Genomic DNA, 19,253 nt, shown 5'->3' on the forward strand with positions numbered 1-19,253 from the left:
TCTGGGGAGCGCGACGAACCCACGTGAAAGCGGCCGCAGCTCCCGGATTCGAGCGTGGAGACCGCTTTGCGGTCGCCCGTAATCAACGCGGGGGGCGGGCGACCGAACGCTTTTCTTCCCCGGAGACGGCCGTCAACTATGGCTATTGGCGACGTCGAACCCGTCCCGGACAGCACGGACCTCTACTACGTCGACAGCGGCATGTACGAGGTGGAGAAGTACGGCTCGGTCTACCTCGTCGACGCCGAGAAACCGGCGCTCGTCGACACCGGCATCGCCGCCGATAGAGAACACGTCTTCGGGATGCTCGACGAGGTCGGCGTCGACGACCTCGCGTACATCCTGCCGACGCACGTCCACCTCGACCACGCGGGCGGCGCGGGCTACCTCGCCGAGCGCTACCCCGACGCGACCGTCATGACCCACGAAATCGGCGCGCCGCACCTCGTGGACCCGTCGCGGCTCATCGAGGGCACGAAGGCGGCCGTCGAAGACCAGTGGCAGTTCTACGACGAACCGCTCCCAATCGCCGAGGACCGCGTCGAGGGACTCACCGACGGCGACGAAATCGACCTCGGCGACCGGACGCTCACGGTCCACCACGCGCCCGGCCACGCGCCGCATCAGGTGATGTTCCACGACGACGGCGACGACGTGCTGTTCGTCGGAGACGCCCTCGGCATCTGGGAGCCGAAGTCGCGGACGCTCCGACAGACCTCGCCGCCCTCGCAGTTCCACCTCCAGAAGGCGCTCGACGACGTGCGCACTATCGAAGACATCGACCCGGAGACGGTCTGTTTCGGCCACTTCGGACCGAAACCCTACGACAGCGACCTCGCCGGAGAGTACAAGCGGGTCCTCGTGGAGTGGGTCGAGGCCATCCGACAGAAGCGCGCGGAACTCGGTGACGACGAGGCCGTCATCGACCACTTCGTCGAGCACACCCAGATGGCCGAGGTGTGGGGCGAGCGGAAGGCACACGACGAAGAGCGCCTGAACACCCGCGGCGTGCTCGGTTACCTCGACTACATCGGCGACGACGAGTGACACGAGCGAGTCGGCTGGTCCGGGCGATTCAGGCAATTCAGGCGGTTCGGGCGACTCGGGCGGCTCGGACGGATTGGACGGACCTACCGGCGCGAACGGCGCGCTGACACCGCCACCAGACACCTGAAACCGGCGCGAACGGGTTCGTAATCGGTTTTTCCCCGCGGTATCGCGGGGTTTCAACAGACCGAACGTACATAGTTTTAAATGTTGAATCATTACTAACAGAGCATGGACTGGCGGGACGCGGAGGCGGCGTTCGACGACCCTGTCATCGAGCGGACGACCCTCCCACGGATGTTCGAATCGAGCGCGTCGCGGAACGCCACGCGAGTCGCACAGCGGTACAAAGGCGGCGTCTACCGCCGGTCGCTGGTCGCCGAGGGCGTCGTTCCGGCGGCCCCCGACGGCGACTACGCCGACCTGACCTACGAGGAGATGCGGGGCATCGTCCGTCGCCTCGCGGCGGGGTTCCGCGACCTCGGCATCGAGACCGGCGACCGGGTCGGCATCCTCTCGCACACGCGCATGGAGTGGGCCCAGACCGACTTCGCCGTCCTCGGCGCGGGCGGCGTCGTCACCACGGTCTACACCTCGTCGTCGGAGCGGCAGGTGCAGTACCTGCTTTCCGACCCCGGCGCGAACGCCGTCGTCGTCGAGAATCAGGAGTTACTGGAGCGCGTGCTCGCCGTCGAGGACGAACTCGACCTGCGCTTCATCGTGGTCGTCGACGAGTACGAGGGCCACGAGGACCGCGACGACGTGCTGACGCTCGGCGAACTCTACCGCCGCGGCGAGGAAGTGTACGACGAGGCGGCCTACGAGTCGTGGCTGGACGAGCGCGAGCCCGAGGACCTCGCCAGCCTCATCTACACCTCGGGGACGACCGGCCAGCCGAAGGGCGTCCAACTCACCCACTGGAACTTCCGGTCGAACGTCAACGAGAGCTACCGGCGGTTCGGTCCCCGCCCGGACAAAGGCGACACGCCGGTCATCGGCCCCGACTCGGTCGCGCTGTCGTTCCTGCCGCTCGCGCACGTCTTCGAGCGCATGGCCGGCCACTTCATGATGTTCGCGGCGGGCGCGGCCGTCGCCTACGCCGAAAGTCCCGACACGCTCCGCGAGGACTTCCAGCTCGTCCGGCCGACCACGGGGACGAGCGTCCCCCGCGTGTACGAGAAGCTCTACGACGCGATTCGGGCGCAAGCCAGCGAGTCGCCGGCGAAAAAGCGCATCTTCGAGTGGGCCGTCGGCGTCGGGCAGGCGTACCACACGACCGACGCGCCGGGCTACCTGCTCACCGCGAAACACCGCCTCGCCGACCGGCTCGTGTTCGGGCAGGTGCGCGAGGCGCTCGGCGACAACCTCGACTTCTTCATCAGCGGCGGCGGGAGCCTCTCGGCCGAGCTGTGCGCGCTCTACCACGCGATGGGCCTCCCGATTTACGAGGGCTACGGCCTCACCGAAACGTCGCCCGTCATCTCGGTCAACCCCCCCGAGGAACCGAAAATCGGAACCATCGGCTATCCGCTCCGGAACGTCGAGACGAAACTCGACACGACCGTCGTCGGCGACCAACTCGGCGATGCGGGCGGCGAAGTCGGCGAACTGCTCGTCCGCGGGTCGAGCGTCACCGAGGGCTACTGGAACAACCCCGAGGAGACCGAGGCGGCGTTCGTCGAGGACGACGAGGGCGAGCGCTGGTTCCGCACCGGCGACGTGGTCGAACTCCGGCCCGACGGCTACATCACCTTCCGCGAGCGCGCCAAGCAGATTCTCGTCCTCTCGACGGGCAAGAACGTCGCGCCCGGCCCCATCGAGGACGCGTTCGCCTCCTCACCGGTGGTCGAACAGTGCATGGTCCTCGGCGACGGCCGCAAGTTCGTCTCGGCGCTCATCGTGCCCAGTTTCGACGGGCTGAGGAAGTGGGCCGACGAGGAGGGCATCGACCTCCCCGACGAGCCGAAAGCCATCTGCCGCGACGACCGGGTGTACGAGCGCATCGAAGCCGAGGTTGAGGCGGCCAACGAGAACTTCGAGCCCTACGAGCGAATCAAGCAGTTCCGCGTCGTTCCCGAGGAGTTCACGGAGGGGAACGACCTGATGACGCCGACGATGAAAAAGAAGCGCCGGAACATCCTCGACCGCTACGCCGACGAGGTGTCTCTCATCTACGACGAGGACCGCCGGAGCGAAGAGCGGCGGGGTGGCGGGCGGGCCGCGACTCAGTGAAGTCGGACAGCCGAACCGTCCCCAGCCGTCTTTTCGCCGAGCGTCTCCCCAACTCCGCGGAGATACCGCCCGAGATGTGTGGACTTATCTTCCGTCGTCACATGGACCGAATCAATGGAGGCGATATAAGTGGCCGCAGCAGGAGGGGCCAACCTCATCCCGCTCGTCGCCGCGATAATCGGCATCGGCGTGGTCTCGCAGGTGCTCTCGGACCGGTTTCAGGTCCCCAGCGTCGTGTTCCTCATCGCGTCGGGTATCCTGCTCGGTCCGGAGGTCCTCGGCGTCATCTCTCCCGACTCGTTCGGGAACGCACTACAGGCCATCGTCGGTCTCTCGGTCGCTATCATCGTGTTCGAGGGCGCGTTCCACCTTCGAATCGACAAGCTACGGGAAGCGCCCGCCGCGACGTTCCGACTCGTCACCGTCGGGGCGATAATCGCGTTCGTCGCGACGGGCGTCGTCGTCCGCTACGCGCTCGGCGCGCCGTGGGCGGTGTCGTTCCTCGTCGGCGCGCTCCTCGTCGCGACCGGGCCGACGGTCATCGCACCGATTCTCGAAGTCGTCCCGGTCCGCGACCGGGTCGGCGCGGCGCTCGATACGGAGGGCATCGTCAACGACGTGACGGCGGCCATCGTCGCCGTCGTCATCTTCGAGGCAATCCTCGAAGGCGTCAGTAGTCCCGACGCTCTCGTGACGCTGTTTGCCGAGCGACTCGGCGTCGGCGTCGTCGTTGGCGCAATCGTCGCCGGGTCGCTGTACTACGCGCTCCGGTACGTCGACCTCTCGCCGGGTAACGCGCCGCAGAACGCGCGTCTGCTCGTCCTCGCCGGCGCGCTCGTGTCCTACGCGGCCGCCGACTACGTCGCCACGGAGGCCGGCATCGCGGCGGTGGCGACCGCCGGCATCCTCCTCGGCAACGCGGACGTGCCGTACGAAGAGGAGATTTCGGCGTTCAAAGGCGACATCACGCTGCTCGTGCTGTCGTTCGTCTTCATCGCCCTCGCGGCGCTGTTGGACTTCCAGAACCTCCTGAACCTCGGCGTCGGCGGCCTCGCCGTCGTCGCCGCCGTCGCGCTCGTGATTCGACCGCTGTTGGTCTTCATCTCGGCGCGCGGCGACCGGTTCACGAGAGAAGAGAAGCTCTTCATGAGCTTCGTCGGCCCGCGCGGCATCATCCCCGCGTCCGTGGCCTCGCTGTTCGCCATCGCCCTCCAGGAGGAGGCGACGCGGCTCGCGGCCGAAGGAATGGCCCAGCAGGCCGCAATGCTGAATCAGAGCGCCTCGATTCTCGTCGGCACGGTCTTTCTCGTCATCCTGACGACCGTCGTCTTCGAGGCCGGCCTCGCTCGTCAGATCGCAGAATACCTCGACGTCATCCCAATGCGTGTACTCATCATCGGAGGCGGGAAAGTGGGCCGTGCGCTCGCCGAACGCCTCGCAGACCGCGGAGAGAACGTGGTCCTCATCGAAGAGGACCAAGAAGTAGTCCAGACGGCCCGGAACATGGGCTTTACCGTCCACCACGGCGACGGAGCCGACACGAGCGTCTTACGCTCCGCGGGGGCCGCGAACGCCAAGTTCGTGGTCGCCGCGACCGGCGACGACGACGTGAACCTGCTCGTCGCGCAGTTGGCGAACTCGAAGTTCGAACCCGAGAGCGTCCTCGCGCGGGCGAACAACCCCGACAACGTCGAGGCGTTCGAAGAACTCGGCGTCCGGACCATCTCCTCGACCATCGCCACGGCGCAGGCGCTCGACAACTACATCGAGCGCCCGTCGATGTCGAACTGGATGGGCGAAATCGGCCGCTCCGGCGACGTTCAGGAGGTCGAGGTCACCGCCGAGAAACTCATCGGCCGGACCATCCGCGAAGTCGGCCCCGAACTGCCCGACGGCTGTCTCGTCACGCTCGTCTCGCGGAACGGCGACACGACGGTCCCCAACGCGGAGTTCACGCTCCAGGAGGGCGACCGCATCACCATCATCGGCGAGCGCGAGGCCGTCCGGGACGCAGAAGAGTTAGTCCACCCCGAGTAGCGGCTCTCGCCGCCCGCGACCCGTCGATTTTCACGCCGTCTCCGGCCGGTCAGCGCCGCGCCCAGCGGACGAACACCGCCCAGTAGCCGACGGTGAGCGCGACGAGGACGTACCAGACGGGCGCGCCGAGGTCGGGCCTCGGAACGAACCCCGCGGAGGCGGCCCCCGCGGCCGCCAGCGCCGCGAAGGCCCCCGACAGTACGGTCGTCGTTAGATTCATCACCGCGTTGTTCTCGACTTGCGGAGTATGAACGTGACGGAAGGCGCACGTATATTCGTGAGCGATAGCCGAGGTCCGCGGTTCGGGGAACCGCCGACACGCGGTCCACGAATTTCGCTCGCTTCCCGGGACGAATCAGGATAAAAAACGCAGGGCGGCCCTACCGACTGAACTCGATTGCCGCACCGCTGCCACCTTTTTCTCTCGCTCCGCTCGGCAAAAATCTGGACCAAAAAACAGCCGAGTTCCCACCCTACCTGCTGAACTCGATTGCCGCGCCCTGACCGAAGCCGACGCAGAGCGACGCGAGGCCGCGGTCCACGTCGCGCTTCTGCATCTCGTGGATGAGCGTCACGGGGAGGCGCGCGCCGGAGGCCCCGAGGGGGTGGCCGAGGGCGATTGCGCCGCCGTTGACGTTGAGTTTGTCCGCGTCGATGCCGAGTTCGCGGCGGGAGTACTCACATTGGCTGGCGAACGCCTCGTTGATTTCGACGAGGCCGTAGTCGTCGATATCGGTGCCGGCGCGGTCGAGGAGGCCGCGGGTCGCCGGGACCGGGCCGATGCCCATGACCGTCGGGTCGACGCCGGCGACGTTGTTCGTGCCGACCGAGGCGAGCACGTCGAGGCCGTGTTCGTCCGCGAACTCGCGGCTGGTGACGAGGACCGCGGCCGCGCCGTCGGTTATCTGCGAGGAGTTGCCGGCGGTGACGGAGCCGTCGCCGGAGAAGGCGGGGTCGAGGCCGCCGAGAATCTCCATGGAGGTGTCGCGGCGGATGCCCTCGTCCTCGGTGACGACGCCGTCGTCCGTCTCGACCGGGACGATTTCGTCGTCGAACCGGCCCGAGTCGGTCGCGTCGGCGGCGCGCTGGTGGCTCCGGAACGCGAACTCGTCTTGGGCCTCACGGGAGACCTCGTACTCCTCGGCGACCTTCTCCGCGGTCATCCCCATCTGCAACTGGAAGATGTTGTACTGCTCGCTCAGTTCGGGGTGGAGGTGCTGGTAGGAGTCGCCGTCCATCGGCACGCGGGACATGCTCTCGACTCCGCCGGCGACGATGCACTCGCGGTTGCCGGCGGCGATGGCGTCGGACGCGGAGATGATGGCCTGCATGGAGGAGGCGCACCAGCGGTTGATGCTCGTCGCGGGCGTCCCCTCACCGAGGTCCGACAGGAGCGCGATGACGCGAGCGACGTTGTTGTCCTGTTCGGTGCGCTGTTGGGCGACGCCCCACATCAGGTCTTCCACGTCGTCGGGGTCGACGTCGTGTTCGTCGAGGATGTGGTCGATGAGCGTGACCGAGAGGTCCTCGCTTCGAACGTCTTCGAACACGCCGCCCGCCTTGCCGAACGGCGTGCGGTACGCGGCCGCGATGACTGGCTCTGGCATGGCACATCATCGGGGTTCGAACACCATAAATAGTTTAGAACTCACTATTCGTCGTGACGAGTTGTTTATCGGGTCGAAAAACGCCGAGAAAGCGGTGAAAGTGGAGACGACGGCACCGAGTCTCGGAGCGTCAGGAACGAGTGGCGGAGTCGCTGTCCGGCCGACCGGGGATTCCGCCGGTACCCGCGTCGGCGACCGTTGGCTCCGCCGGGAAGAGTTCCGGCGCGACGTCGGCCGAGGCGTGCTCGAAGGGCACGTCGTCGGCGCTGGCGGCGTCCGCCGGGTCGTCGGATGCGATGCGTTCGGTCATGGTCAGTCGCTCGTGACCGGCTGTTCGGCCTCCGCTTCCTCCTCGGCGAACGGGTACCACGACTGCTTGGCGTCGTGCATGTACGGCGCTTCGAAGTCCGTCTCTTCGGGGACACAGTACTCGGTGACCGCCTCGGTCCCCTCGGCTTCGACCCACTCGCGGAACGTCTGTCCGGGCTCGCGGCGCTCCGCGAACGCCTCCACGAGCGACGCGATTGCCCCCGGCACCTCGTCGGCCGGGATGCGCTGCCGAACCCACTCGACGAACGACGGCTCCTCGCCGATGCCGCCGCCGACGCCGATGTCCATGGCCTCGACCATCTCGCCGTCCTTCTGGGCGCGCATGCCGAACAGGCCGATGTCGGCCGTGTTCGCCTGCCCGCAGTCGGCGGTACAGCCGGAGTAGTGAATCTTCAGTTGGCTCACGTCGTCGGGCACGTCCACGTTGTCGCGGAGCCACCGGAGCATCCGGGCGGTCCGGGCTTTCGTCTCCGTGAGCGCGAGCGAGCAGAACTCCGTGCCGGTGCAGGCGACCGTGCCGCGCTGGAACGGGTTCGGGACGGGCGTGTGCTTGCCGAGGAGCGGCTCGGCGAGCAGGTCGTCGAGCTTCTCCTCCGGCACGTCCATCAGAAGCGGGTTCTGCCGGCGGGTGAGTCGGACCTCGCCGGAGCCGTACTCGTCGGCGATGTCGGCCAGTTCGATGGCGTCGGACGCCGTGAGCCGGCCGACCGCGACGCTGAGGCCGACGTAGTAGTCGCCGTTGGCCTGCTCGTGGACGCCGACGTGGTCGTGTTTCCCGGCGGACTCCGAGCGGCCCGCGTTGTAGGTGTACTCGTCGCGGATGTTCTCGCCCGCAGACCGGAGTTCGAAGTCGACGTACTCCTCTTGGAGCAGGTCGCGGATCTTCTCCGTGCCCCACTCGTCCACGAAGAAGCGACTGCGGGCGCGGGCCCGAACGTCGCGGTTACCGTGTTCGTGGTAGAGTTCGACGAAGCCGCGGACGACCTCGTAGGCGCGCTCTTCGTCGGCGACGAAGATGTCGAGGTCGCGGGCGACGCGCGGCTTCCGGGAGCCGAGGCCGCCGCCGACGCGGACGTTGAAGCCGGTGACCGTCTCGCCGTCGATTTCTTTCTTCGCGGGTTCGAGCCCCACGTCGTTTATCGAGTCCTGCGCGCAGCCCTCGCGACAACCGGTGACGCTGATGTTGAACTTCCGCGGCATGTTCGACAGGGCGTCGTTCCCGCGGAGCTCGGTCTGGAAGCGGTCGAGGAGCGGCTGGGACTCGACGAGTTCGTGTTTGTCGCGGCCGGCGACCGGACAGCCGGTGATGTTCCGCATCGTGTCGCCGCCGGCGGACCGCGAGGAGACGCCCGCCGCTTCGAGCTTCTCCCAGACCTCGGGGATGTCCTCGAGTTCGAGCCAGTGGAGCTGAATCGACTGGCGCGTCGTCAGGTCCAACCAGGCGTCGCCGAACTCGGGGTTCTCGACCGGCCCGGACGCGTAGTCGCGCGCGACCTCCCCGATGGCCCGGAGCTGCCCCGGTTCGAGGACGCCGTTGGCGTTCGTCAGCCGCATCATGAAGTACGAGTCCTGACCCGTCCGCTGCTGGAAGACGCCCCAGAACTTGAAGCGCGTGAACCACTCGTCGCGCTCGTCTTCGGGGATGGCGTCGACGCCTTGCTCGGCGAACTCCTCGATCTTCTCGCGGACCGCGTCGCCGTAGAGCTCCGACTTCCACGCTTCCTTTTTACTCGCCATTTCCGACCACCAGTGGGCAATCATCCACTATTCCTGTGCGTTTGTTTGCGAACTTGGTCATGTTTCGTGATAACACGACTCGACAGAGGTTGATAAGAGTATTCGTTGAGAATCTTTAGAAATAGGCCCTCTAAGGCGTATTCGTCCATTCTATAACCGAATATTCCGAATATAAGGTCATAATCTGCGCAGATAATCGGCTGATTATTGGATAATCTAAACAGACCATAATGGACGATAATGTGGTATGGGACTCGAACGCGGTTCACCGACGAACGGTGAGCGCGCGCAAGTCGTCGAAGGAGTTCACGTTGTGAAACGCGTGCGTTCCGGCGTGAGCCTCCACTTCGCGGTCGTCGAGGACGGTGACGTCGAGCGCGGACATCACGGCCTGTAGGCGGTCGTCACCGGCTCGGATGGTGTCGGTGCAGGCGACCTCGCCGGCGCGGCAGTGGATGACCGCGGGGAGCGGCTGGGTCGTCTCCGAGACCCGCGGGACGACGCCCGCGCCGCCCTGCAGGCGGCCGAAGAGATGCGAGATGAATCCGCTCGGGACGAGCGGCATGTCGCACGGGAGGACCGCCGCGTACTCGGCGCTCGTCGCCCGCAGCGCGGTTCGCAGGCCGAAGACCGGCCCCCGGTCGGGATGGGCGTCCTCCGCGAACCGGACGTCGAAGTCCAAGAGCGCGCCGGCGAGCGCGTCCCGCTGTTCGGCGCGGCAGTTGACGACGAGTTCGTCGACGACGGGGTCGAGCGAGGCGGCGACACGGTGAATCATGGGCTGGCCGCCGACGGTGGCCGTCGCCTTGTCGATGCCGCCGAATCGAGTCGACCGACCGCCGGCGAGAATGATGCCCGCACGGCCGGTGTCGAGGTGTGGGTGCGACTCGTCGGCCATTCTCAGGCGGCGGCGCGTTCGAGTTCGCGGAGCCGTCCGCCGGCGACGACGAGCGCCATCAGTCGCTCACCTCGGCCGCGAGGAGGTCGGTGGACGCGGTCGTCTCGGGGTGTTCGAGGCGGACGGCGCACTGCTTGAAGTTCGGTTCGTTCGACTGCGGGTCGACCGCAGGGCTGGTGAGTCGGTTAGTCATCGGGTGGTGGATAGAGAGCCAGACGAGTCCCGGCGGGACGGCGTCGTCGGGGTCGAGCGTCGCCGGGACCGACGCCCGACGGGAGACGACGGTGGTTCGGCGGTCGCCCTCGGGGTCGGCGACCGCGTCGCGGTGCGCGTCGATTGTGTCGGGGTGCGCGCGGGCGACCGGCTCGTCCGGCGTGTCGCTGCGCGTGCGGACCCCGGTGTTGTACCCGTCGGCCTCGCGGCCGGTCGTGAGCGTCAGCGGGTACGACTCGTCCGCGGGTTCGGGGAGCGACGACCCCGAGAGCGCGCTGAACTGCGCCTTCCCGGACGGCGTCGGGAACGACCACGTCGGGTCGTCGGACTCCCCGTCGGCGTCGTCGTAGTAGCGGTAACCGCCCTCGCTCGTCGGGTCCGGCGCGGGCCAGCGGACGGCGCGCTCGCCGTCGAGTCGCGTGTACGAGAGCCCCGAGCAGTCGGCGTCGGTGCCCGCGGTGAGTGCGGCGAACTCGTCGAACACGTCGCTCGGCGAGACCGACGGTCTCGGGAGCAGTCCGGGCGAGACGCGGGCGGCAACGTCGGCGATGATGTCGAGGTCCTGCCTGACGCCCGGCGGCGTCTCGGTGGCCGGGCGGACCCGCGAGACCGTCCGCTCCATGTTCATCGTGGTCCCCTCGGACTCGCCCCACGTCGCCGCGGGGAGCACCACGTCGGCGAGTTCGACGGTCTCGGACCGGAAGGCGTCCTGCACGACGAGGAAGGAGTCTTCGAGGACCTCGCGGGCGGCCGTCGCGTCCGGGAACCCGGCGAGCGGGTTGGTGGCGACGGTCCAGACGACCGACGGCGACGACTCGAACATCCCGACCGGGCCGGGACCGTTGTCGTCGGGGAGTCGGGAGACGGGCACGCCCCACGCCTCCGCGACGGTCCGGCGGTGGTCCGGGTGTTCGAACGGTCGGTGGCCGGGCCACGTCCCCTTCGAGGAGACGACGCGAGTGCCCATCGAGTTCGCCTGTCCGGTGAGAGAGAAGGGGCCGGAGCCGGGGCCGAGGTTCCCGGAGGCGAGACAGAGGTTCACGAGCGCGCCGGCGGTCGCGGTGCCGCGGACGCTCTGGTTGACGCCCATGCCCCAGTAGACGAGCGTGGGGGCGTCGAGGAGCGACGCCAGTTTCTCGACTTCGTCGAGCGAGACGCCGGCCTCGGACGCCGCCTCTTCGACCGGGGGGAGTTCGTCGACGACGCGGTCGAAGCCCTCCGTGTACCCCTCGACGAACGCGTCGTCCACGCGGTCGGTCTCGACGAGGTGACCGAGGACCGCCTGCGCCAGCGCGAGGTCGCCGCCGGGGTCGATGGCGACGTGGTCGTCGGCGACCGCCGCGGTCTTCGTCTCGACGGGGTCGACGACGACGAGGTCGCCGTCGTCGGCCGACTGCCGAATCCACCGGAACATCACCGGGTGGGCGACTGCCGGGTTCGCCCCCCAGACGAGGTGCGTCTCGGCCTCGGGGATGTCGTCGTAGGTCGGCGGCGGCGCGTCGCTCCCGAAGGCGCGGTAGTAGGCCTTGACCGCGCTCGCCATGCAGAGCGTCGTGTTCGCGTCGTAGTTTCGGGTGCCGATACCGCCGCGGGCGAGCTTCCCGAGGGCGTAGGCGGCCTCGTTCGTCTGTTGGCCGCTGCCGAGGACGGCGACCTCGTCGGGGTCGTCGGCCATCGCGTCGGTGATGGCGTCGCCGACGCGCGCGAGCGCGTCAGACCACGAGGTCTGCCGGAGCTCCCCGTCCTCCCTGACGAGCGGTCGCGTGAGCCACGACCCGTCGGGGTCGGCCGATTCGCGGATACCGCGACCGCAGGCCAGCCCGTTGTTCACGGGGTGTGAAGGGTCCCCCCGAACCGCTTCCAGCCCGTACGAGGTGTCGGAGCCGAGGTGGACGTGTCCACAGCCCACGGCACAGCGCATGCAGGTCGTCGGGACTTGTTTCGCCACGCGATTCACCACCGGCTATTCGTCGAGAATGTACCGCATTTGGGCGGGCATCTCGGTCCATTCGTGAATATCATTTCACTATCTTGGCTCACAGTGGCGGAAGATAACCATAAAACCCTAATCGTTTAAGAAAGGATATTTTCCCCGAGTATTCTGAAGAAAGAGACAATATACAAGCATATGAAAGGAATATAATCGCGTAATCAATCCATTTTCGGATATGTTTTTGAATTGTTTTTCTGAAATTAACGTTGTGCGGCGGAGTCGCGCCGAGTTCCTTGTCATCGGGGAAGTTCGGCCGCGCGCACCAGCGGCGGCGCTCCGACGCTCTTATGCGTCTCCCCGGGCAATTTCTGGGGGATGAGTGAACGGGCGCTCGAGGTTGTCGAGTTTCTGCTGACGGCCCACCTCTACACCGACGACCGAACGCTTGACGAAAACGACCTTCCCCCGCGGTATCGACGCGTCTTCTGGGCGGACGCCGAGGACGACGGCGACGAGGACGAGTCGTCGATGGGCGGCATCGAGCGACCGCTCGTCGTGACCGAGTCCGTCGCGCGGAAGGCGACCGGCGTGGAACACCCCTGGGACGCGATTTCCGACCTCATGTTCACCCAGCGCGAGGACTTCTCCGGCCGCCTCTCTCTGACGCAGCCCGAGATGGCGCTGGAGTGGTTCGTCAAACGAGCCGACTACGACCGGCTCGTGACGAATCCGACGGTCGCGAAGTCGGTCGAGGACCGGGACGACGTGGACGTGACCCACGCGGACGCCAGAGAACAGACCCGGCCGATTCACGCCGACCGCGTGTGGATAGACAGCCTGCTGGACGAGTACTTCGACGACGAGGACGACGCCGAGATGCTCGACCTCGTGCAGGTCCGCGCGCCCGAGGAAATCGAGATGACCCTCGACGACCTCGTGCTCACGACGGACCAGGAAGGCGAGATTCACAAGCTGATGAAGGCCATCGAGCACCGCGAGTACCTCGCGGACATCGGCCTCCGCGAAATCGGGAAAATCCTCTTCGTCGGCCCGCCGGGGACCGGCAAGACCACCGTCTCGCGGGCGCTCGCCCACGAGCTCGGCCTCCCGTTCGTCGAGGTGAAGCTCTCGATGATTACGAGCCAGTACCTCGGCGAGACGGCCAAGAACGTCGAAAAGACCTTCGAGGTCGCAAAGCGGCTGTCGCCGTGTATCCTCTTTATCGACGAGTTCGACTCGGTGGCGAAGACCCGCCGGTCGGACGAGCACGCGGCGCTCAAGCGCGCGGTCAACACGCTGCTCAAGAGCATCGACGACATCTCGCTGATTCGCGACGAGGTCATCCTCATCGGCGCGACCAACCACCCCGACCAGCTCGACTCGGCGGCGTGGCGGCGCTTCGACGAAATCGTCAACTTCCCCAAGCCGGACCGCGGGATGCGCGCCGACATCCTCCGGGTCATCACGAACCGAATGGACATCGACGAGTTCGACCCCTCGGCCATCGCCGACGTGACGGAGGGCCTCACCGGCTCTGACCTCCGACTCGTCCTCCGCGAGGCCGTCCTCGAAGCGCTCACCGAAGAGCGGATGGAACTCACGCAGGACGACCTGCTCGAGGCCGTCGCCGACTTCGAAGAGCGCGACAACCTGAAGAACCTCGACATGATGTCCGACTCGTCGGAACTCGTCGCGGGCTCCAACGACGGTCACGACCACGACCACGACCACGACCACGACGGTCACGCGGACGAACACGAAGGCGAGACGCAGAAAGACGCCGGCGCGGCGCAGTAACTCCGCCTTTCTGACAAAACATTTACTAGTGGGCCGCAAACGGCGAGCCGATGCCCTCCAGCAGACGCCGATTCGTTCGGACGATTGCGGCGGGCGGAGTTCTGACGGCGCTCTCCGGGTGTACATCGGACCTCGAACCGTCCACCGCGACGCCCCTTCCCGAACCTGAGCCGAATCCTGCGCCCGCCTCTGGGGACCCGATTACAATCTCGCGCGACTACCGAGCGTCCTCGAAGTACGACTACTATCCGGATGCCGCGGAGATTCGACGACGCACCGGCTATCGCAAGCACGTGAACGAGTCGGGAACGACGAGAGAGCCGATATCCGAGCGAGAACCGGCGTCGTCGTGGGTGACGCGAGTCGGCGGGACCGTCGCGGGAGCCGAGGCGATGGCGACGGCGCGGGAGCGACTCGGCGTCGACTCGGTAGAGAACGTCAGCCCGGGAATGGGGTACAACGACGGGGGCGAGAGGCGGGTGATGCTCGGCTACGAGGTGTGGCCGAATCGGGGCGGTGAAACGCGAACGCCGGCCGTCGAATTCGAGGCGCTCGTCTCGGCGGTTCCGCGCACGGTTACTGCGAACTTCCGGTTCGAAGCGGCGACGCTCTCGGGGACGTTCCACCCCCTGGTCGAATTCCGGCAGAGATACCGGTCCTGACTCGCCGCGGTCGGCCACGTTTATACCTCGCCGCCCCCGTGGTTGAGTCGATGCGCGTGACCCTCCTCGGGACCGGCGACACGACCGGCACGCCCACCGTCGGCTGCGACTGCGAGACCTGCCTCGCGGCCCGCGAGCGGGGCATCGAGCGGACGCGCTTTTCTGTCCACGTGCAGAACGAGCGGACCGGCGAGTCGCTCCTCGTGGACTTCAGCCCCGACTTCCGCCACCAGTTTCTCACGCAGGACGTGCCGCTGCCGGACGAGGCCTTAGTCACCCACATCCACTTCGACCACCTCGACGGCCTCGGGAACGTCTACCGCCTCCTCGACGACCTCGCGGTCCACGCCGCCGACGAGGTCGACCCGGTCACGGGCGAGAGCGTCGCCGACGCGATTCGCTCGAAGTTCTCCTACCTCGACCGCATCTCGGTCGAAGACCAGACGCCGTTCGAGTCGTTCCGCGCCTGCGGCCTCGACGTGACGTTCGTGCCGGTCGTTCACCCGCCGCTGGTCTGCTACGGCGTCGCCATCGAGGACCCCGTGACGGGCGCGAAGCTCTCGCTTTCGGGCGATTCCACCTACGCCATCCCCGAGGAGTCCCGCGACGTGCTCCGGAACCCCGACCTGCTTCTCGCCGAGGCCATCGTCCCCGCGTCGGTCTGCGAGTACCACCCCATCGGCGGCGACGACTACGACGAAAACGGGGTCGCGCGGACCTTCGGCACGAAGCACATGACCCGCGAGGGTGCCATCGCGCTCGGCGAGGAACTCGACGCCGACGAGACTCGCCTCGTCCACGTGGCGCACTACTACCCCGCCGACGAGGCGTTCGAAGAGCCGCTGGCGGTCGACGGCGAGGTGTACGAACTGTGAAGCTCCGGACCGTCGCCGACGACAGGGCGTTCAGGTATCTCATGGTCGCCGGCGTCGTCGCGGCCGCGGCCAACTTCGTCCTGACCTACCTCGATACGGGCCGACTCGACTTCTTCGCCGTCGCCGTGCAGTTCACCCTCGTCGTCGTCATCGGCGTCGCGCTCGTCTCCTACTGGAACTACGTGGAGCGACGGGCCGACTCGGAGTGAGAGTCGGGGAGCGAACGCGCCGGTCCGATGCGACTTTGCGGCCGGAGCGCGTCGGGACGGCCGTGTCCGATATCGTCGACGCGCTTCGATACAGCACGCCGCTGGCCCTCGTCGCCGGCGTCGTCTGGTACCTCGTTGCCTCGTGGTCCGGGGAGCCGAACTGGGTCGAAGGCGCGGTGTTCGTCGTCGGTTTCGGCGTCGTCGCCACGCTCGGCTGGCACTACTCCGACGAGCGGAACGAGTAGCGACCCGGCGAGAGACCGGCCGAGTCAGAAGTACCGGTCGAGTCCCGACTGTCTGCGAACCGCCCCGGCCGGGTCGGCGACCCAGCCCGTCCGCGACTCGCGGAGGCCGTCGCGGTCAAGTTCGGGCGGGTCGGCCGCCTCGAACGCCGAGCAGTCGGCACCGCACTCGGAACCGGGGTCGACCACGCGGTCGAAGTGGGCGCAGGCCGGGCGGCCGTCGGCGTCGACGCGGGCGTGAGCGCAGGCGGGGAGGTCGTAGGCGCGCCACCCTTTTCCGTAGGCGCGCTCGGCGAGTCGGAGGCGGGCGGTTCGCTTTTCGGCGGGCGAGACGAGCGCCACGTCGGTGTGTAGCGAGTGATACTCGGTGGGTTCGACGCCGGTCGAACCGGGCGAGAGCGGCTGAGGCTCGCGGACGACCTCGCGGTCGCCGGTGTCGGGGTCGAAGCGCCAGACGCCGACTTCCCCGGGGATGCGGTTGAGGTGCGCGCCGGTGACGTAGCTCTCAGTCGAGAGAATCACTTCGTCGAAGACCGCGAGACTCACGTCGAGGCGGAGCTGTCGGAGCAGGTCGCCGGGACTGCCGAGGTCGGGTTTGTTCTCGATGCCGACGAGCCGGGAGAACCAGTCGTCGGGATAGCGGGCGGCGCGGCGGACGTACTCCCTGCTCCGGCGGCGCTCGGACTCGAAGAAGCCGACCTCGACGGCGCGGTCGGTGGCGCGGCGGGCGCGGCCGGGGTGGCAGTCGAAGCCGTCGCGCCAGAAGACGGCGCTTCCGGCCCCCACGTCGCTCTCGATGGCCGCCGCGGGAATCGCGCGGTCGGTGATGCGGGCGCGTTCGTCGAATTCCGGGCCCGGAACGACGGCGCACACGTCGATGATGCGGCTCCCGGGCGAGGCGACCGACGCGCCGAGTTGGCGCGCGGGCAGCCAGTCTGTCGTCTGTTCGAGCCGGGCGCAGAGCGTCAGTTCGAAGGCGAACTCCGAGGGTGACGACACCGGAGCGGGCACGCGAGACGGTCGGAGGCGGAGCGACAAAAAGCTCGCTCTCAGAGCGGTCGACCGTCGTGTCGGTGTTCTCGCATTTGATTTTCGGGGAGATACCTATTTGAAACAGAGCGGGGCAGTACTGACCGATGAAGGGGGAAGACAACGCAACCCACAGTATCAGACGGAGAACGTACCTCGGTATCGCGGCCAGCGCGGGGCTCGCCGGTCTCGCCGGCTGTAGTTCCGGAACGACCGCGAGCGCCGCGCGGGCACCGCCGAAGGTTCCGAAGGGGGCGCTCAAAGCCGGCGGCTGGGAGTACATCGGGGGGCACTCCCTCGACCCGGCGTTCGAGCGGTCGGTCGGCCCGGCGAGCGTCTCCGCGGCGTTCGAGACGGTCGTGTACGAAGACATGGACCTCTCGGAGACGCTGAAAGAGAAGACGCTCGGGCAGGCCGAGGGGCAGTTCTCGCTGTTCTTCGCGACGCGCGTGACGCTCGACCCGGGCCTGTCAAACCTCCCGGAGACGGTCCGCGGAACGGTCGTCGACTTGGTCGAGAAGCACGCGCGGAAACACTACGAGACGCAGTTATCGGACGTTGGCGTCACGGACATCGAACAGACCGACACCCGGTCGACGACGGTCGATACCGGCGATTCGGCGCGCGTTACCGACTACGGGGCGACGATTTCCTTCGACACGATTACGTTCCCGTTCACGGACGAAAAGGAGTTCACAATCGAAGGACAGGAGTTCGACGTCAGCGGGATGCTGGCCGTCTGGGAGCACGACGGGACGATTCTCGTCGCGGGTGGCGCACACCCCGGCGAGAACATCGAACTCAGCGTGACCAAGGAGCCGACCGAGGCCATCGAGGTCTCGGTCGACATCGACCTCGGACTCACGCCGGACGCCTACCGAGACGAGCTTCGCTCGCTCGTCAAGGGCGTCGAATAACCGACGGATTCCGGAGCCGATAGCCGTTCGAGGGGTTACTCGAATCGGTCTACGAACCGTCGTGCTGGGGGGCACGACGAACCATTTTCCGAAGCAGCGCCGGGAGCGGGAGACGCCGCTGAATCGCCGCGCGCGGTGTGTGACCGCCCGACGTAGCCACAGCAGCCCCGGTCCGAGAACAGCACCTTTATCAGTCGTTCGGAGCCAAGTTCACGCAAGATTACTCTCAGGAGGTCAATGGTGACGAAAAACCCACAACAACCGGAGGTGAACATCGGACTCGTCGGTCACGTCGACCACGGAAAGACGACGCTCGTTCAAGCGTTGTCCGGCTCGTGGACGGACCAGCACTCGGAGGAGATGAAGCGCGGAATCTCCATCCGACTCGGGTACGCCGACGCGACGTTCCGTCAGATTCCCGGCGTTGACGCGCCGGAGTGTTACACGGTCGAAGAGAAGACAGAAGACGGCGAAGAGACCGAAGTGCGCCGCACCGTCTCGTTCGTCGACGCGCCCGGCCACGAAACGCTCATGGCGACCATGCTCTCTGGTGCCGCCATCATGGACGGCGCCATCCTGCTCGTGAGCGCGACCGAGGACGTGCCGCAGGCCCAGACGGCGGAGCACCTGATGGCGCTCGATATCATCGGCATCGAGAACATCGTCATCGCGCAGAACAAGGTCGACCTCGTCGACCGCGAGCGCGCCCTCGACAACTACGAACAGATCAAGGAGTTCGTGGAGGGAACGGTGGCCGAAGACGCGCCCATCGTCCCCATCAGCGCCCAGCAGGAGGTCAACCTCGACCTCCTCATCGAGGCCATCGAGGAGGAGATTCCGACGCCCGACCGCGACGAGACCGAAGACAGCCGGATGTTCGTCGCGCGCAGCTTCGACATCAACCGCCCGGGGACGACCTGGGACGGCCTCATGGGCGGTGTCATCGGCGGCAGCGTCGTCGCCGGCAAGCTCGAGGAGGGCGACGAACTCGAACTCCGCCCCGGCCGCGAAGTCGACGAGGAGGGCCAGACCGAATGGCGCTCCATCACGACCGAGGTCCGCTCGCTGCAGGCGGGCGGCAACATGGTCGACGAAGTCCGGCCCGGCGGCCTCTGCGGCGTCGGGACCGGTCTCGACCCGAGCTTCACGAAGGGCGACGCGCTCGCGGGACAGGTCGCCGGTGAGCCCGGCACGCTCCCGCCGACGCGCGAGCAGTTCACCATGGACGTCGAACTGCTCGACCGCGTCGTCGGCGGCGAGGAAGACGAGGGTATCGACGAGATATCCACCGGCGAGCCCCTGATGCTCACCGTCGGCACCGCGACGACCGTCGGCGCGGTGACGAGCGCGCGAAGCGGCGAGGCGGAAGTCTCGCTCAAGCGCCCCGTCTGCGCCGCCGAAGGCGCGAAGATAGCCATCAACCGCCGCGTGGGCGCCCGCTGGCGGCTCATCGGTATCGGGACGCTCAAGTGACGTGACCGCCACCGT

General features: G+C 67.2%; 17 protein-coding genes. 10 read left to right on the forward strand and 7 right to left on the reverse strand.

Annotated elements, in window-relative coordinates:
* Positions 1-138: 138 nt before the first annotated feature.
* From DEQ92_RS15245 to DEQ92_RS15260, 3 genes are all read left to right on the forward strand, one after another.
* The gene (locus DEQ92_RS15245; protein ID WP_115805344.1) at positions 139-1,047 is read left to right on the forward strand and encodes an MBL fold metallo-hydrolase; all 909 of its coding nucleotides are present in this window, start codon (positions 139-141) and stop codon (positions 1,045-1,047) included.
* Between the two features lie 231 nt (positions 1,048-1,278).
* A complete protein-coding gene (locus DEQ92_RS15255) occupies positions 1,279-3,279 on the forward strand; it encodes a long-chain fatty acid--CoA ligase (RefSeq protein WP_115805345.1) in 2,001 nt (666 codons plus the stop codon).
* Between the two features lie 129 nt (positions 3,280-3,408).
* Positions 3,409-5,316, forward strand: coding sequence for a cation:proton antiporter (locus tag DEQ92_RS15260; RefSeq protein WP_050459271.1), 1,908 nt, complete (start codon positions 3,409-3,411; stop codon positions 5,314-5,316).
* Between the two features lie 49 nt (positions 5,317-5,365).
* Here DEQ92_RS15260 and DEQ92_RS23925 read toward each other — a convergent pair whose 3' ends face one another.
* The 6 genes from DEQ92_RS23925 to nasA form a co-directional block, all read right to left on the reverse strand.
* Complete coding sequence (locus DEQ92_RS23925; RefSeq protein WP_004976349.1) at positions 5,366-5,536, reverse strand: hypothetical protein; 171 nt, start codon at positions 5,534-5,536, stop codon at positions 5,366-5,368.
* A gap of 253 nt (positions 5,537-5,789) precedes the next feature.
* Positions 5,790-6,923 carry a thiolase family protein gene (locus tag DEQ92_RS15265; protein ID WP_004976350.1) on the reverse strand — a complete coding sequence of 378 codons (1,134 nt, stop codon included), beginning with the start codon at positions 6,921-6,923 and terminating at the stop codon, positions 5,790-5,792.
* A 130-nt stretch (positions 6,924-7,053) separates the two neighbouring features.
* Positions 7,054-7,233 carry a hypothetical protein gene (locus DEQ92_RS15270; RefSeq protein ID WP_004976351.1) on the reverse strand — a complete coding sequence of 60 codons (180 nt, stop codon included), beginning with the start codon at positions 7,231-7,233 and terminating at the stop codon, positions 7,054-7,056.
* A gap of 2 nt (positions 7,234-7,235) precedes the next feature.
* The gene (locus tag DEQ92_RS15275) at positions 7,236-8,990 is read right to left on the reverse strand and encodes a nitrite/sulfite reductase (protein ID WP_115821097.1); all 1,755 of its coding nucleotides are present in this window, start codon (positions 8,988-8,990) and stop codon (positions 7,236-7,238) included.
* 265 nt (positions 8,991-9,255) lie between these two features.
* Positions 9,256-9,888 (reverse strand): molybdenum cofactor guanylyltransferase, encoded by a 633-nt coding sequence (locus DEQ92_RS15280; protein ID WP_004976353.1) that lies wholly within the window; start codon positions 9,886-9,888, stop codon positions 9,256-9,258.
* 58 nt (positions 9,889-9,946) lie between these two features.
* On the reverse strand, positions 9,947-12,061 hold the full coding sequence (gene nasA / locus DEQ92_RS15285; RefSeq protein ID WP_199522922.1) for an assimilatory nitrate reductase NasA: 2,115 nt from the start codon (positions 12,059-12,061) through the stop codon (positions 9,947-9,949).
* A gap of 348 nt (positions 12,062-12,409) precedes the next feature.
* On the opposite strand from nasA, the gene DEQ92_RS15290 reads away from it, so the two are divergent.
* The 5 genes from DEQ92_RS15290 (at position 12,410) to DEQ92_RS15310 (ending at position 15,822) form a co-directional block, all read left to right on the forward strand.
* On the forward strand, positions 12,410-13,831 hold the full coding sequence (locus tag DEQ92_RS15290) for an ATP-binding protein (RefSeq protein WP_004976356.1): 1,422 nt from the start codon (positions 12,410-12,412) through the stop codon (positions 13,829-13,831).
* A 50-nt stretch (positions 13,832-13,881) separates the two neighbouring features.
* Positions 13,882-14,493, forward strand: a complete 612-nt coding sequence (locus DEQ92_RS24120) for a hypothetical protein (protein WP_233516881.1) — start codon at positions 13,882-13,884, stop codon at positions 14,491-14,493.
* A 50-nt stretch (positions 14,494-14,543) separates the two neighbouring features.
* Entirely contained in the window at positions 14,544-15,368 is an 825-nt protein-coding gene (locus DEQ92_RS15300) for an MBL fold metallo-hydrolase (RefSeq protein WP_115821099.1), read from the forward strand.
* Positions 15,365-15,577, forward strand: a complete 213-nt coding sequence (locus DEQ92_RS15305; RefSeq protein WP_115821100.1) for a hypothetical protein — start codon at positions 15,365-15,367, stop codon at positions 15,575-15,577. The genes DEQ92_RS15300 and DEQ92_RS15305 overlap by 4 nt, the downstream gene beginning before the upstream one ends.
* A gap of 62 nt (positions 15,578-15,639) precedes the next feature.
* Positions 15,640-15,822, forward strand: a complete 183-nt coding sequence (locus DEQ92_RS15310; protein ID WP_231608255.1) for a hypothetical protein — start codon at positions 15,640-15,642, stop codon at positions 15,820-15,822.
* 24 nt (positions 15,823-15,846) lie between these two features.
* On the opposite strand, the gene DEQ92_RS15315 is transcribed toward DEQ92_RS15310, so the two are convergent.
* Positions 15,847-16,830, reverse strand: coding sequence for a DUF5787 family protein (locus tag DEQ92_RS15315; protein WP_199522923.1), 984 nt, complete (start codon positions 16,828-16,830; stop codon positions 15,847-15,849).
* A gap of 125 nt (positions 16,831-16,955) precedes the next feature.
* Between DEQ92_RS15315 and DEQ92_RS15320 the strand changes: the two genes are divergently transcribed.
* Positions 16,956-17,765 (forward strand): DUF6517 family protein, encoded by an 810-nt coding sequence (locus DEQ92_RS15320; RefSeq protein WP_115805352.1) that lies wholly within the window; start codon positions 16,956-16,958, stop codon positions 17,763-17,765.
* 237 nt (positions 17,766-18,002) lie between these two features.
* Positions 18,003-19,238, forward strand: coding sequence for a translation initiation factor IF-2 subunit gamma (locus tag DEQ92_RS15325; protein WP_115821101.1), 1,236 nt, complete (start codon positions 18,003-18,005; stop codon positions 19,236-19,238).
* Positions 19,239-19,253: the final 15 nt, after the last annotated feature.

Origin of the sequence: Haloferax sp. Atlit-6N (genome assembly GCF_003383195.1) — an archaeon.
Taxonomy (GTDB): Archaea; Halobacteriota; Halobacteria; order Halobacteriales; family Haloferacaceae; genus Haloferax; species Haloferax gibbonsii.

Coding starts and splice junctions, on each gene's coding strand:
- DEQ92_RS15245 (WP_115805344.1), top strand. CDS start 139: ATGGCTATTGGCGACGTCGAACCCGTCCCGGACAGCACGGACCTCTAC.
- DEQ92_RS15255 (WP_115805345.1), top strand. CDS start 1,279: ATGGACTGGCGGGACGCGGAGGCGGCGTTCGACGACCCTGTCATCGAG.
- DEQ92_RS23925 (WP_004976349.1), bottom strand. CDS start 5,536: ATGAATCTAACGACGACCGTACTGTCGGGGGCCTTCGCGGCGCTGGCG.
- DEQ92_RS15265 (WP_004976350.1), bottom strand. CDS start 6,923: ATGCCAGAGCCAGTCATCGCGGCCGCGTACCGCACGCCGTTCGGCAAG.
- DEQ92_RS15270 (WP_004976351.1), bottom strand. CDS start 7,233: ATGACCGAACGCATCGCATCCGACGACCCGGCGGACGCCGCCAGCGCC.
- DEQ92_RS15275 (WP_115821097.1), bottom strand. CDS start 8,990: ATGGCGAGTAAAAAGGAAGCGTGGAAGTCGGAGCTCTACGGCGACGCG.
- DEQ92_RS15280 (WP_004976353.1), bottom strand. CDS start 9,888: ATGGCCGACGAGTCGCACCCACACCTCGACACCGGCCGTGCGGGCATC.
- DEQ92_RS15290 (WP_004976356.1), top strand. CDS start 12,410: ATGAGTGAACGGGCGCTCGAGGTTGTCGAGTTTCTGCTGACGGCCCAC.
- DEQ92_RS24120 (WP_233516881.1), top strand. CDS start 13,882: ATGCCCTCCAGCAGACGCCGATTCGTTCGGACGATTGCGGCGGGCGGA.
- DEQ92_RS15300 (WP_115821099.1), top strand. CDS start 14,544: ATGCGCGTGACCCTCCTCGGGACCGGCGACACGACCGGCACGCCCACC.
- DEQ92_RS15320 (WP_115805352.1), top strand. CDS start 16,956: ATGAAGGGGGAAGACAACGCAACCCACAGTATCAGACGGAGAACGTAC.
- DEQ92_RS15325 (WP_115821101.1), top strand. CDS start 18,003: ATGGTGACGAAAAACCCACAACAACCGGAGGTGAACATCGGACTCGTC.